The following is a 13,248-nucleotide window of genomic DNA, read 5'->3' on the forward strand; positions in this document are numbered from 1 at the left end:
CGCCGGAGGACCGCGTGAAGCCCGGTCTACTGTGCCGCGGTCGCCGGATGCTGGGCGCGGCTCACGTCGTACACGCCCGGCACGTTGCGCATCGCGCGCATCAGGCCCGGGAGGTGGGCCGCGTCCGGGAGTTGGAGCGTGTAGGTGTGGCGTACCCGCTGCTGGCTCGGGGGTTCGACGGTCGCGGAGACGATGGCGACCCCCTCCCCCGCGATGGCTTCGGTGAGGTCGGCGAGCAGATGCGGGCGTCCGAACGACTCGGCGACCAGGGTGACGCGGCACTCGGTGGTGTCGCCCCAGCGCACTCCCACCTCCGGGCGCCCCGCGCTCTTCATGCGCGCCGCTCCGGCGCACTCCACGCGGTGCACGGTGACCACTCCCCCGCGGACGGCGAAGCCGGTCACCTCGTCGGGAGGTACGGGCGTACAGCAGCCGGCCATGCGTACGGACGCGCCGGGCGGGTCGGCGACGGCGCTCGCCGGGCGGGCGGTCTGCGTCTCGGCGGGGCGGGGCGGAGCCGCGACGGGCGGCCGGGGGCCGGCGGCGGAGGCCCGGGCCGTCTCCTCGTCGCCGGGTGCGGGGTGTGTGGCCATCCAGCGCTGGATGGCGATCCGCGCGGCGGCCGTGTGCGCGTGCTCCAGCCACTCCCTGGAGGGCTCGGAGGCGGGGTCCTGGCCCATGAGCAGTTGAACGGTGTCGCCGTCCTTCAGGACCGTACTCAGCGTCGCCAGGCGGCCGTTGACGCGGGCGCCGATGCAGGCGTGCGCGTCCTCGCCGTACTGCGCGTACGCCGCGTCGACGCAACTGGCGCCCTCCGGCAGGCCGAGCGAGCCTCCGTCGGCGCGGAAGACGGTGATCTCACGGTCCTGGGCGAGGTCTTCGCGCAGCGTCGACCAGAAGGTGTCCGGGTCAGGAGCGCCCTGCTGCCAGTCGAGCAGCCGGGAGAGCCAGCCGGGGCGGGTGGGGTCGGCGCGCTCGCCGTCGAAGGGGCGCTCGCCTCCGCCGTCCGGCTGTTCCTCCGACGGCGGGGCGTAGGGATTGCCGAGCGCGATGACTCCGGCCTCGGCGACCTTGTGCATCTGGTGGGTGCGGATGAGGACTTCGGCGACCTGGCCGTCGCCGCGGGTGACGGCCGTGTGCAGCGACTGGTACAGGTTGAACTTGGGGACGGCGATGAAGTCCTTGAACTCCGAGACCACCGGGGTGAGACAGGTGTGCAGTTCGCCGAGGACGCCGTAGCAGTCGGCGTCCTCGTTCACGAGTACCAGGAGGCGTCCGAAGTCGGCGCCGCGCATCGGGCCGCGCTTGCGCGACACACGGTGCACGGAGACGAAGTGCCTCGGCCTTATGAGGACTTCGGCCTGGATGCCGGCGTCGCGCAGGACGACGCGCACCTCCTCGGCGATCTCCGCGAGCGGGTCGTCCGCCCGGCTCGCGTTCTCGACGATCAGCTCCCGGGTGTGCTCGTACTCCTCGGGGTGCAGGATCGCGAAGACGAGGTCTTCCAGTTCGGTCTTGAGCGCCTGCACGCCGAGGCGCTCGGCGAGCGGGATGAGCACGTCCCGGGTCACCTTGGCGATGCGTGCCTGTTTCTCGGGTCGCATGACGCCGAGGGTCCGCATGTTGTGCAGCCGGTCGGCGAGTTTGATCGACATGACCCGGACGTCGTTGCCCGTGGCGACGAGCATCTTGCGGAAGGTCTCCGGTTCGGCGGCGGCGCCGTAGTCGACCTTCTCCAGTTTGGTGACGCCGTCGACCAGGTAGCAGACCTCGTCGCCGAACTCCTCACGGACCTGATCGAGCGTCACTTCCGTGTCCTCGACGGTGTCGTGGAGCAGGGAGGCGGTCAGCGTCGTCGTCTCCGCGCCGAGTTCGGCGAGGATCAGGGTCACGGCGAGCGGGTGGGTGATGTACGGCTCGCCGCTCTTGCGCATCTGGCCGCGGTGCGAGGACTCCGCGAGCACGTACGCCCGGCGCAGGGGCTCCAGCTTGGCGTCGGGGTGGTGGGCGCGGTGGGCCTCGGCCACATGCCCGATCGCGTCCGGCAGCCGGTCGCGGGCCGCGGGCCCGAGCAGCGCGGCCCGCCCGAGCCGGCGCAGATCGATCCGGGCCCGTGCCTTCTTGCGGTGCGCCGGGGGCACCCCGGGCTCCAGCGACGCCGGGCGCCGGTCGGCGGGCGTGGCAGGGCCTGGCTTCGCGGGATTCGTCGCCTCCGCACTCATGGGCACCTCCGGCTGCGTCAGACCGGCGGACGGGTGCCCCATGGCGTACTCGGCTCAGGGGATGGTGTCGATCCCCCGTCCGGGCCGGTGCTTGATGCTACCGACCCCACCACGCCCGGTTGGCCGCCTCTCGCCGAGCGTGAAACGGATCACCCGATCGAGCGAAGGTTTTGGGGTTTACGGTTTCGATTTTCTGGAAGGGACGGCAAGGACGTACGACGTCCGTCCTGTGCGGCTCAGCGCAGCGCGCCGTCCAGCCACTCCGCGTCGATCTCGCCCTCGGCGACGATCACGGCGGGGCCCGTCATCTCGATCTCGCCGTCCGCGTGCTCGGTGATGACCAGGCGTCCGCCGGGCACGTCGACGGTGTACGTCGCCGGGGTGCCGGTCACGGCGGGGTCGGCGTTGTCGCGGCGGGCGGTGGCGACGGCCACGGCGCAGGCGCCCGTGCCGCAGGAGCGGGTCTCGCCCGAGCCGCGTTCGTGGACCCGCAGGGCGACATGGCGCGGCCCGCGGTCGACGACGAACTCGACGTTGACCCCGTCCGGGTAGGCGGAGGCCGGGGTGAACGGCGGCGGCGTGAAAAGATCGCCGGCGTGCGTGAGGTCGTCCACGAAGGCGACCGCGTGCGGGTTGCCCATGTTCACGTTGCGCGCGGGCCAGCTGCGCTCGCCGACGCTCACCGTGACCTCGCCCTCGGGGAGGCGCGCCTTGCCCATGCCGACGGTGACGTCTCCGTCCTTGGCGATGTGGACGGGCTTCACGCCGCCGCGCGTGGCGATCGCGGTGTCCCCTTCGGCCACATGTCCGGCGCGGTGGAGATAGTGGGCGAACACACGCACTCCGTTGCCGCACATCTCGGCGACCGAACCGTCGCCGTTGCGGTAGTCCATGAACCACTCCGCCTCGGCCGCCATCTCCTCGGCCTCGGGGTGCGCGGCGGACCGCACGACGTGCAGCAGACCGTCTCCGCCGATGCCCGCGCGGCGGTCGCACAGGGCGGCGACGGCGGCGGGAGGCAGGTCGAGGACATTCTCCGGGTCCGGGATGATCACGAAGTCGTTCTCGGTCCCGTGGCCCTTGAGGAAGGCGATCCGCGTGCTCATTCCTCGATCGTACGGGGTCGCTACGACAGCCCTGCCCGCGCGGTGCGGGTGCCGGGACGGCGCTCACGCCGGCACCGGCCCGCGGTGGTCCGCCGCGGAACGGGCCCGGGGTCAGCGCAGTCGGGCCACGCGTCCCACGGCGAGCACGGCCACCGCGGCGACGATCACGACGTAGGCGAGCACCACCCGCCAGTCGGCGCGTCGGCCGGAGCCGCGCGGCGGGAAGCCGGGCAGCGCGTAGCCGACCCGGCGGGCGGCCATCAGGCCCCAGCCGGCGGCGCACAGGCAGATCAGCAGGCCGAGCATGGCGACCACGGCACCGCCGTCGCCGAACTCGAAGGCGAGCGGGAAGGCGAACATCAGGGAGCCCGTCGCGGCCAGCGCCACGATGGGCGCGAGCTGCCAGATGCGCAGCAGGCGCTGCGGGCGCAGCTCGACCTCGACCTCCGGCTCCGGGGACATCTCGCCGGGGCCGGGGCCATCGGCGATCACTCCGCCAGGGGTGTCCTCGGGGCCGTCGGAGCTCAGTCGCTCTCCGCCCAGCTCCGGCTCGACGCCGAGGTCGGCGTCCGGATCGATGCTCAGACGAACTCCGTCCCGATCAGCACCGTACTCAGTGCCTCGTGCAGTGTCGCGAGGGCCGGCCTCCATCGCCACGCGCCCTCCCAACTCGGATTTCACTGGTCGATCGAAGCTCGATGATGGCACGGCACCGGAGGCCCGGATGACGGCCGGAGCGTCCCGATGCCATGACGTGATCAGGCTGTGACCGGTCGTTCGACCAACGCCAGTGCGAGTTCCGGAAGTCCTGTGAGATCCGCCGCAGCCCCACTGAGCCAATGCACCCTGGGGTCGCGCCGGAACCATGAATCCTGACGGCGCGCGAAGCGCTTGGTGGCGCGAACGGTCTCGGCGCGGGCCTCGTCCTCGGTGCACTCCCCGGCGAGCGCTGCGAGGACCTGCTGGTATCCGAGCGCGCGGGAGGCCGTGCGCCCGGCGCGCAGGCCTTGCGCCTCCAGCGTGCGCACTTCGTCCACGAGCCCGGCCTCCCACATCCGGTCCACCCGCCGCGCGATGCGCTCGTCGAGCTCGGGGCGGGCCACGTCCACACCGATCTGGAGGGTGTCGTAGACGGAGTCGTGGCCGGGCAGGTTGGCGGTGAAGGGCTTGCCGGTGATCTCGATGACCTCGAGGGCGCGGACGATGCGGCGGCCGTTGCTGGGCAGGATCGCCTGGGCGGCCCCGGGGTCGGCCATGGCGAGCCGCGCGTGCAGGGCTCCGGAGCCGCGCAGGGTGAGCTCCTCCTCCAGGCGGGCGCGCACGGCGGGGTCGGTGCCGGGGAACTCCATCTTGTCGACGGCTCCGCGGACGTACAGTCCGGAGCCGCCCACCAGGACCGGCCAGCGCCCCTCGGCGAGCAGCGCGTCGATCCGGGCTCGGGCGAGCCGCTGGTACTCGGCGACGCTGGCGGCGACCGTCACGTCCCAGATGTCCAGGAGGTGGTGCGGGACGCCGCCGCGCTCGGCGAGCGTCAGCTTGGCGGTGCCGATGTCCATCCCGCGGTACAGCTGCATCGAGTCGGCGTTGATGACCTCGCCGCCGAGACGCCTGGCGAGGAAGACGCCCAGATCGGACTTTCCTGCGGCGGTCGGTCCGACGACGGCGATGACCCGGGGTGCGGGAGGTGCGCTGCTCACGGTCCCAGTCTCGCAAACCCCGGGACCTCTCCGGCAACGAGCAGCGTGACGCCAGGCTTCCGGGTTCGTTCCCTCATGCGAGGTTCCGGCCGCCGGTTCCGAGGACCGGTGACCCGGTTGACGCAATGGGCCGCACCGGGCGACGCGGAATTTCGCCCTCACGAGTAACGTATGGAGCTGATATGGGCGTTTTTGAACGGCTTCTCCGAAGGTCGAAGGCCACCGAGGAGGCACCGGCCGTCGAGGCACCGGCCGTCGAGGCGCGGGGAGCGGTGGAGGCCGAGGGTTCGTCCGGGGGGAACGAGGGCGAGGCGACGGCTCGGACCGCCGGGGCCACCGCCGCGGAGGACGCCGGCATCCCCCGGCAGCAGACCCCCGAAGAGGCCGCCGACAACGAGGCCGACAAGGGCTCCCGCACCTGATCTGTCCCGCGAGGGAAGGCGAACCATGGGTCTGATGGACAATCTGAAAGCCAAGCTGGAGCCCGCCAAGGACAAGGTCTCCGGGCTCGCGCAACAGCACGGGCACAAGGTCGCTCACGGCCTCGACAAGGCCGCGAAGGTGGTCGACGACAAGACCGGGCACAAGTACAGCGACACGATCCATACAGGCACGGGCAAGGCGAAGGACGCCATGGACCGCCTCGCGCACAAGGACGCCGGGGGCGGGGACGCGAGTCCGTCGGACATGCCGGCCCCGCCCCCGGCGTCCTGAACGACCCGCGCATCGGCGGACGGCCGCGAAGAGCTCAGGCTGCTTCCGGCCGTCCGCCGCGTCCGGTGACTGCGTGTCGGCGGGTGCGTCCGAGAAAGCGGCGGGGAGTCCGAGGAGCACGCCCAGGCCGTTCGCCGCGTACGGCCTGGCATCCGACCCCGGTCTACGACCAGGCCGCCACCAGGTATCCCACCCCGTAGGGAGCGTCGTCGTACAGCAGGGCGCCGCCGAGTCCCGCGCCCTCGCCCGCGCCCGCGAGGACCTGCCAGGGCGCGCGCCCCGCGGCCTTCAGCTCGTACGCCAGATCGATGTCCAGCGCCTTGAGGGACGCGACGTCGGCCGCCCCGAGCGCCCGCGCGACCTCCGCGTCGAAGGCCTCCGCGCGCTCGTCGAGATAGCCCGGCGCCTTGAGGGTCCTGCACGCGCTGGCGTCCCCCATCACGAGCAGGGCCACCCGCCCGGCCCGCCCGCCGATCTGCGCCCCTGTCTCGACGCACCGCTCGGCCTCCAGGGGTTCTCCGACCCCGAGCCCCTCCACCGGGGCGTCGGACCAGCCGGTGCGCTCCAGCAGCCATGCGGCGACGGCGAGCGAGGGCGGCAGCTCACGTTCCGGTGAACCGGGACCCGCGCCGTCCGTGTCGCGGTTCGCACCCGCGCCGTCCGTGTCACGGTTCGCGTAGCCGGCGTCCGGACGGCCGAGGCACACGTCGAGGTCGACCCCGAAGCCGCTGAAGGAGCCGCGGGTGCCCTCCGGATGGGGTCCGCGACCGCTCTTCTCGGCCGGGCCGACGACCACCAGCAGGTCGGGACGGGACGCGGCGAGCACGCCCAGCGCGTCCATGACCGCGGCGCGCGCGACGTCCAGCTCGGGGGCCGCTCCCGCGGCGACATCGGGGACGAGCAGCGGAGGGCAGGGGCAGACTGCGGCGGCTACAAGCATGAGCCGCAGCGTATCGCCGCGCACCGCCCGGTCCGCCCCGGCGGGCGCGGTCAGTCGCAGCCGCAGCCGCTGCCCGCGGCGACCGGAAGCGGCTCCGGGGCCCCGATCTTCGGCAGGCCCAGCATGACGCCGGCCGGCTTGGCGGTCTCGGCGGCGTTGCGCTTCTCCCAGGCGTCGCCCGCGCGCGTGCGGCGCACGTCCAGGACGGCGCCCTCGGCGAGCAGGTGGTGCGGGGCGGCGTACGTGATCTCGACGGTGACCACGTCACCGGGGCGGACCTCTGCGTCGGGCTTGGTGAAGTGGACCAGCCGGTTGTCGGAGGCGCGGCCCGAGAGACGGTGGGTGGCGCCGTCCTTGCGGCCCTCGCCCTCGGCGACCATCAGCTCCAGGACGCGGCCGACCTGCTTCTTGTTCTCGTCCCAGGAGATCTCCTCCTGGAGGGCGACGAGACGCTCGTAGCGCGCCTGGACGACCTCCTTGGGGATCTGCCCCTCCATGGTGGCCGCCGGAGTCCCGGGACGCTTGGAGTACTGGAACGTGAACGCCGCCGAGAAGCGGGCCTCGCGGACCGCGTGGAGGGTCTGCTCGAAGTCCTCCTCCGTCTCGCCGGGGAAGCCCACGATGATGTCGGTGGTGATCGCCGCGTGCGGGATGGCGGCCCGGACCTTCTCGATGATCCCGAGGAAGCGCTCCTGGCGGTACGAGCGGCGCATGGCCTTCAGGACGGTGTCCGATCCGGACTGCATCGGCATGTGCAGCTGCGGCATGACGTTCGGCGTCTCCGCCATGGCGGCGATCACGTCGTCGGTGAAGTCGCGCGGGTGCGGCGAGGTGAAGCGCACGCGCTCCAGGCCCTCGATCTTCCCGCAGGCGCGCAGCAGCTTGCTGAAGGCCTCGCGGTCGCCGATGTCGCTGCCGTACGCGTTGACGTTCTGGCCGAGGAGGGTGATCTCGGAGACGCCCTCGCCGACCAGTGCCTCGATCTCGGCCAGGATGTCGCCGGTCCTGCGGTCCTTCTCCTTGCCGCGCAGCGCGGGGACGATGCAGAACGTGCAGGTGTTGTTGCAGCCGACGGAGATCGACACCCAGGCCGCGTACGCGCTCTCGCGGCGGGTCGGCAGTGTGGAGGGGAAGGCCTCCAGGGACTCGGCGATCTCGATCTGCGCCTCCTCCTGGACGCGGGCGCGCTCCAGGAGGACGGGCAGCTTGCCGATGTTGTGCGTGCCGAAGACGACGTCCACCCAGGGCGCCCGCTTCACGATGGTGTCGCGGTCCTTCTGGGCGAGGCAGCCGCCGACGGCGATCTGCATGCCGGGGCGCTTCGTCTTCATCGGGGCGAGGCGGCCGAGGTTGCCGTAGAGCTTGTTGTCTGCGTTCTCGCGTACGGCGCAGGTGTTGAAGACGACGACGTCCGCGTCCCCGTCCGCGCCCTCGGGCGCCCGCACGTAACCGGCGCCTTCGAGGAGCCCGGAGAGCCGTTCGGAGTCATGGACGTTCATCTGACACCCGTAGGTGCGCACTTCGTACGTCTTGGATTCCTGAACGTCCACTGCCTGACTCCGGTCGCCGCTGCTCATGGGACAAGGGTAGGCGGTGCCGGGAGTACGTCCGGACGCCGGAGCCGGGGCCACCCGTCGCCCGTCACACGACGTGCGGTTTCCGGCACCCGGCGTGCGGCCGGAGGCCTCCGGCACCCCTCCCCCCGCGCCCCTCCGTCACCCGCCCAGCGCGACGAACCGCTCGGCGACGGTCCTCGCGGCGGTTCCGAGCAGGATCGTGTAGTGGTTGGAGCCCTCGACCAGCTCGGCGGGGAGGTTCACCGGCCCGCCGGTCCAGCGTGCGACGACGGACGCCTCCAGCATCGGCGGCTCCTGTCCGAGCAGTCCGAGGGGCGCGTGCAGCAGCAGGGCCGGGACGCCCAGCCCCGTGAGGCCGGCGGCGAACAGGTCGGCGGACACCAGCAGATCACGCCCGTCGTGCCGCACGGCCTCCTCCCGCACCTTCGAACGCCTGGCACCCCGGGGGCCCCTGACGTCGTAGCGCACGTACGTCTCGATGTCCGCGTTCCAGTGCGGTCCGAGCGCCGGATGCACGCGGAAGAAGTCGACGTAGGCCGCGTCGGTGTCGTACGTCCGGCCGAGGCGGACCAGCGCGGGTCCGAGCGTGGTGTCGAGGACGGCGTCGAGGTCCGTGCCGGGCGGGACGGGCAGCGGCAGACCGCCGTCGACGAGCAGCAGCCGGTCGAACAGCGCGGGCCGGAGCGCGGCCGCTCTCAGCGCGGTGTACGCGCCCATCGAGTGCCCGGTCAGGGCGACCGGCCGGCCGCCGCCCAGGTCCTGGGCCAGACGGCACAGGTCCATGGCGTGCCGGTCGAGGCCGTACGGGCCGGGGGTGTCCGCGCTTCCGCCGCGTCCACGCAGGTCGGGCGCGAACAGGCTCCACTCGTCGGGGAGGTGACGGGCCATGGCGCGAAAGGACATCCCGGATCCGGTGATGCCGTGCGCCGCCAGAGCGATTCGCGGCCCCCTGCCGAACCTCAGGACACGGAGGGTTCCGCCCTCGACGGGCAGATCGAGCTCGGCCGGCTGGTTCATGCGCTCTCCTGGTCGTCGCTGGTGCCCGTGCGGCGGCGGCCGTGCGGCCTCCCTCTCGGGACGGCCGTTCGGTGGCGGCGGCCCGTACGGCCTCCCCCGTGGGGACGCCCCGGGTCCTACGCGTCCGGTGCGCTCCACCCCTGCCGCCGCAGCACCTCCGACACGTCCGGTGCCCGGTAGTGCTCGCCCTTGAGGACCTTGCCGTCGGCTCTGCGGGCGACGTCCCCGTCGGGGCCGAGCTTCGTCATGTTGGCCCGGTGGATCTCGGCGATCACCGCGTCGAGGTCGATCCCGTGGACGAGGGCCGTGCCGTACGCCACGTACACGACGTCGGCGAGTTCGTGCGCCAGCCGGTCGAGCGGGCCGCCGACCGAGACCTCGGCGACCTCGGCGACCTCCTCCGCCAGCAGCTCGCCCCGGTGTGCGGCGAGCCTCGGGGAGACCTCGGTCGGGGCGCCGCGGACATCGAGGCCGAAGGCGAGATGGAACTCACGGACCAGTGAGGCCGGGGAGGGCGACGGCGGGACCGTGGACACCGGAGAACCGGACGACGGGACCGTGGACACGGGGGAGTCGGACGGCGGGACCTGCGACGGCGACGGCGACTGCATCCGGCGAGCCTACCGATCCGCCGCGCCCGCTCGCGGGTCCGGCCTGGCCAGGACCGGGCCCGGGCTGGCAGGATCGCGCGCATGTTCCAGGTACTCCCCCGTATCGGCCGGCGCCGCGCGCTGTTCGGCTCGGCGGCCGTCTTCTCGGTCATCGGGCTGCTGCTGTGGTGGCTGCTGCCGCTGGGCGAGGAGTCCCCGAGCGGGACGATCATCTTCAGCACGGGCACCCGGAGCGGGGTCTACCAGATGTACGGCAAACTCCTCCAGGGCGCCATCGCCAAGGACATGCCACACCTGGACGTGCAGCTGAAGAACAGCGACGGATCGCAGCAGAACGTCCGGCGCGTGGCCACGGGCGAGGCCGACTTCACCATCGCGGCGGCCGACGCCGTGGAGACGTACGTCCTCCAGAACAAGCCGGGCTCGGGCCGGCTGCGCGGCTGCTCGCGGCTCTACGACGACTATGTGCACCTGGTGGTCCCGCGCTCCTCGCCCGTGCAGACCGTGGCGGACCTGAAGGGCATGAGGGTCGCCGTGGGACCGAGCGGATCCGGGGTGCGGCTGATCGCGAACCATGTGCTCCAGGCGGCGGGTCTTGACCCCGACACGGACATCAAGCCCCTCGCCGCCGGCATCGCGGACATGCCCGACCTGCTCAAGCACCACGAGATCGACGCCTTCTTCTGGTCGGGCGGCCTGCCGACGAACGCCGTTCTGGGGCTCTCCAAGACCTACGACGTCCGGCTGGTGCCGATCGGCAGCGACCTCGTCGAGAAGCTGCACGAGCAGGGCGGCGCCTCCCGTTACTACCGGTCCGCGGTGATGCCCGCCGACGCCTATCCCGAGGCGCAGCGCGGCTCCTCCGTGCAGACGCTGGCCGTGGCCAACTTCCTGATCACCCGGGAGGACGCCGACCCGAAGCTCACCGAGGAGCTCACCCGCACGGTGATCGCCAACCGCGACCACATCGGCGAAGTGGTGCACGCGGCCCAGCTGGTGGACCTGCGCACGGCGATCTACACGGACCCGCTGCCCCTGCACGAGGGCGCGCGCCGCTACTACCGGTCGATCAAGCCGTAACGGCGCCCCCACCGCGGCGAACGCGGCAGGGGATCTCTCAGGCCACCGGCTCCGACCTGGGCACCGTCACCGTGACCCGCAGGCCGTGCGGTTCGTGGCGGCCGTACGCGATGGAGCCGCCGCCCGCGGCGAGCAGGGCCCGGGAGATGGAGAGGCCGAGGCCCGAGCCCTTGATGTTCTGATGGGCCGCGCTACGCCAGAAGCGGTCGCCTATGCGCGCCAGGTCCTCGTCGCCGAGGCCGGGGCCTCCGTCGGTGACCACGACGGTCGAGGAGGTGCCGTTCGAGGCGACCGTCACCTCGACACACTCCCCCTCGGGCGTGAACTTAACCGCGTTGTCGATCACCGCGTCCAGGGCGCTGGACAGCGTGATGGGGTCGGCCCACGCGGTCGTGGGCGGGCAGTTCCCCGCCAGCCGTACGCCCCTGCTGTCGGCGACCGGCTGCCAGGACGCCACGCGCTCGGCGGCCAGCGCGCCGATGTCGGTCAGGCGCACATCGGCCTCGGCGTGCTCGGCGAGCGCCAGGTCGAGCAGGTCGTCGAGCACCTGGGTGAGACGCTTGCCCTCGGTACGGACGGACGCGATCTCCTCGTTGTCCTCCGGGAGTTCGAGGGCGAGCAGCTCGATCCGCAGCAGCAGTGCCGAGAGCGGGTTGCGCAGTTGGTGCGAGGCGTCGGCGACGAAGGCACGCTGCTGCTCCAGCACGCTCTCGACGTTGTCCGCCATCTCGTTGAACGACCGTGCCAGACGCTGGAGTTCGGGCGGCCCGCCGGCGGGTGCGACCCGGGACTTCAGCCGGCCGGTCGCGATGTCGTGGGTGGTGGCGTCGAGAACGCGTACGGGTCTGAGCACCCAGCCGGTGAGGCGCAGCGCGGCGCCGAGCGCGAGGAGCATCGCGGCGATCTCGCCCACGCCGATGATCAGCCAGCCGTGCAGGGTCTCGGAACGCATCTGCCCGGTGGGCGAGTCGGTGACGACGACACCGATGACGTCGCCGTCCCTGATGACCGGGGAGGCGACGACGAGACGGTTGCGCTGCCAGGGCCAGACCTGTTCGGGGTCGTGACTGCGGCGGCTGTCGAGCGCCTCGTCGAAGGCGGCGCGGGTCGCTCCGGTCTTGGGCAGGATCCAGCTCTCCGGCGCGTTGGCCATCGGCTCGTCGTCGCGGTAGAAGACGCCGGCCCGGATGCCGTACACCTCGTGGTAGCGGGCGAGTTCGGTGCGCAGGGTCTCGCCGCGCTCGTCCGGGAAGCCGGCCCGGGAGCGGCTCGGGTAGTCGGTGACGTACTGGGCGAGGGCCGCGAAGCGCGCGGTGTCGTCGATGCGGTCGACGACGACGCGCTGCTGCTGCTGCGCGGCGACGCTCGCCGCGAGCGGGACGCCGAGCGCGAGCAGCACGGCCGCCATCAGGACGATGAGCAGCGGCAGCAGACGGGTACGCACCGTGCCCGCTACGCGGCCGGGGCGACGAGCCGGTACCCGACGCCTCGTACGGTCTCGATCAGCGCCGGCATGCGCAGCTTGGAGCGCAACGACGCCACGTGCACCTCCAGCGTGCGGCCGGTTCCTTCCCAGCTCGTGCGCCACACCTCGCTGATGATCTGCTCCCGGCGGAACACCACCCCGGGGCGCTGGGCCAGCAGCGCGAGCAGGTCGAACTCCTTGCGGGTCAGCTGGACCGTCGAACCGTCCACGGTGACCTGGCGGTTGGGGAGCTCGATGCGTACGGGGCCGAGCAGCACCATGGTCTCGCCGGAAGCCGACACGTCGTCGTGGGCGCTGCGCCGGCTGACGGCGTGGATCCGGGCGAGCAGTTCCCCGGTGTCGTAGGGCTTCACGACGTAGTCGTCGGCGCCGAGGTTGAGGCCGTGGATGCGGGACCGTACGTCCGCGCGCGCGGTGACCATGATCACCGGCGTGGCGGTCCGCTTGCGGATCTTGCCGCAGACCTCGTAGCCGTCCTGGTCGGGCAGTCCCAGGTCGAGCAGGACGACGCCGAAGCCGTCGCTCTCCGGGACGAGGGCCTGAAGGGCCTCCTCGCCGCTTCGGGCATGCGTGACCTCGAAGCCGTGCCGTGCCAGCACCGCGGACAGGGCGGCGGCGACATGGTTGTCGTCCTCGACGAGGAGCAGTCTCATTCCGGCCCCCTCCGGTTCATCGGTCGTACCCGTTTCGTCGGTCGTACGGTCTCGGGTCTCATCGGTCGAACGGTCCTTTTCAAGAACGTCGGTGCACGCACGCGTGCACCTAGGAAGTCACGCCGATGGACAAGGACGGCGTCAA

Annotated in this window: 13 protein-coding genes; 3 read left to right on the forward strand and 10 right to left on the reverse strand. The window is 72.2% G+C overall.

Annotation, left to right across the window (positions count from 1 at the left end; all coding sequences use genetic code 11):
* Positions 1-26 precede the first annotated feature (26 nt).
* The 4 genes from OG780_RS11665 to miaA all read right to left on the reverse strand — a co-directional run bounded on the left by OG780_RS11665 (position 27) and on the right by miaA (position 5,025).
* Positions 27-2,222, reverse strand: a complete 2,196-nt coding sequence (locus OG780_RS11665) for a RelA/SpoT family protein (protein WP_328447335.1) — start codon at positions 2,220-2,222, stop codon at positions 27-29.
* A 236-nt stretch (positions 2,223-2,458) separates the two neighbouring features.
* Complete coding sequence (dapF, locus tag OG780_RS11670) at positions 2,459-3,328, reverse strand: diaminopimelate epimerase (protein ID WP_328447337.1); 870 nt, start codon at positions 3,326-3,328, stop codon at positions 2,459-2,461.
* Positions 3,329-3,439: 111 nt separating this feature from the next.
* On the reverse strand, positions 3,440-3,979 hold the full coding sequence (locus tag OG780_RS11675) for a hypothetical protein (RefSeq protein ID WP_328458058.1): 540 nt from the start codon (positions 3,977-3,979) through the stop codon (positions 3,440-3,442).
* A gap of 107 nt (positions 3,980-4,086) precedes the next feature.
* The gene (gene miaA / locus OG780_RS11680) at positions 4,087-5,025 is read right to left on the reverse strand and encodes a tRNA (adenosine(37)-N6)-dimethylallyltransferase MiaA (RefSeq protein ID WP_328447339.1); all 939 of its coding nucleotides are present in this window, start codon (positions 5,023-5,025) and stop codon (positions 4,087-4,089) included.
* A 182-nt stretch (positions 5,026-5,207) separates the two neighbouring features.
* Between miaA and OG780_RS11685 the strand changes: the two genes are divergently transcribed.
* Both OG780_RS11685 and OG780_RS11690 read left to right on the forward strand, forming a co-directional pair.
* Positions 5,208-5,447, forward strand: a complete 240-nt coding sequence (locus OG780_RS11685; protein WP_328447341.1) for a hypothetical protein — start codon at positions 5,208-5,210, stop codon at positions 5,445-5,447.
* Positions 5,448-5,472: 25 nt separating this feature from the next.
* Positions 5,473-5,739: an antitoxin gene (locus OG780_RS11690; protein ID WP_328447343.1), complete on the forward strand. Its 267-nt coding sequence runs from the start codon at positions 5,473-5,475 to the stop codon at positions 5,737-5,739.
* Positions 5,740-5,902: 163 nt separating this feature from the next.
* Here OG780_RS11690 and OG780_RS11695 read toward each other — a convergent pair whose 3' ends face one another.
* The 4 genes from OG780_RS11695 to OG780_RS11710 all read right to left on the reverse strand — a co-directional run bounded on the left by OG780_RS11695 (position 5,903) and on the right by OG780_RS11710 (position 9,884).
* Positions 5,903-6,679, reverse strand: a complete 777-nt coding sequence (locus OG780_RS11695; protein WP_328447345.1) for a class III extradiol dioxygenase subunit B-like domain-containing protein — start codon at positions 6,677-6,679, stop codon at positions 5,903-5,905.
* A 50-nt stretch (positions 6,680-6,729) separates the two neighbouring features.
* Entirely contained in the window at positions 6,730-8,256 is a 1,527-nt protein-coding gene (gene miaB / locus OG780_RS11700) for a tRNA (N6-isopentenyl adenosine(37)-C2)-methylthiotransferase MiaB (RefSeq protein ID WP_328447347.1), read from the reverse strand.
* A gap of 138 nt (positions 8,257-8,394) precedes the next feature.
* Positions 8,395-9,273, reverse strand: a complete 879-nt coding sequence (locus OG780_RS11705; protein WP_328447349.1) for an alpha/beta hydrolase — start codon at positions 9,271-9,273, stop codon at positions 8,395-8,397.
* Positions 9,274-9,389: 116 nt separating this feature from the next.
* Complete coding sequence (locus tag OG780_RS11710) at positions 9,390-9,884, reverse strand: MazG nucleotide pyrophosphohydrolase domain-containing protein (protein ID WP_328447351.1); 495 nt, start codon at positions 9,882-9,884, stop codon at positions 9,390-9,392.
* 81 nt (positions 9,885-9,965) lie between these two features.
* On the opposite strand from OG780_RS11710, the gene OG780_RS11715 reads away from it, so the two are divergent.
* Positions 9,966-10,964, forward strand: coding sequence for a TAXI family TRAP transporter solute-binding subunit (locus OG780_RS11715; protein WP_328447353.1), 999 nt, complete (start codon positions 9,966-9,968; stop codon positions 10,962-10,964).
* Between the two features lie 37 nt (positions 10,965-11,001).
* Here OG780_RS11715 and OG780_RS11720 read toward each other — a convergent pair whose 3' ends face one another.
* On the reverse strand, positions 11,002-12,408 hold the full coding sequence (locus OG780_RS11720; protein WP_328447355.1) for a HAMP domain-containing sensor histidine kinase: 1,407 nt from the start codon (positions 12,406-12,408) through the stop codon (positions 11,002-11,004).
* Between the two features lie 8 nt (positions 12,409-12,416).
* Positions 12,417-13,103 (reverse strand): response regulator transcription factor, encoded by a 687-nt coding sequence (locus OG780_RS11725; RefSeq protein WP_326785114.1) that lies wholly within the window; start codon positions 13,101-13,103, stop codon positions 12,417-12,419.
* Positions 13,104-13,248: the final 145 nt, after the last annotated feature.

The organism is Streptomyces sp. NBC_00386 (genome assembly GCF_036063235.1).
Classification (GTDB): domain Bacteria; phylum Actinomycetota; class Actinomycetes; order Streptomycetales; family Streptomycetaceae; genus Streptomyces.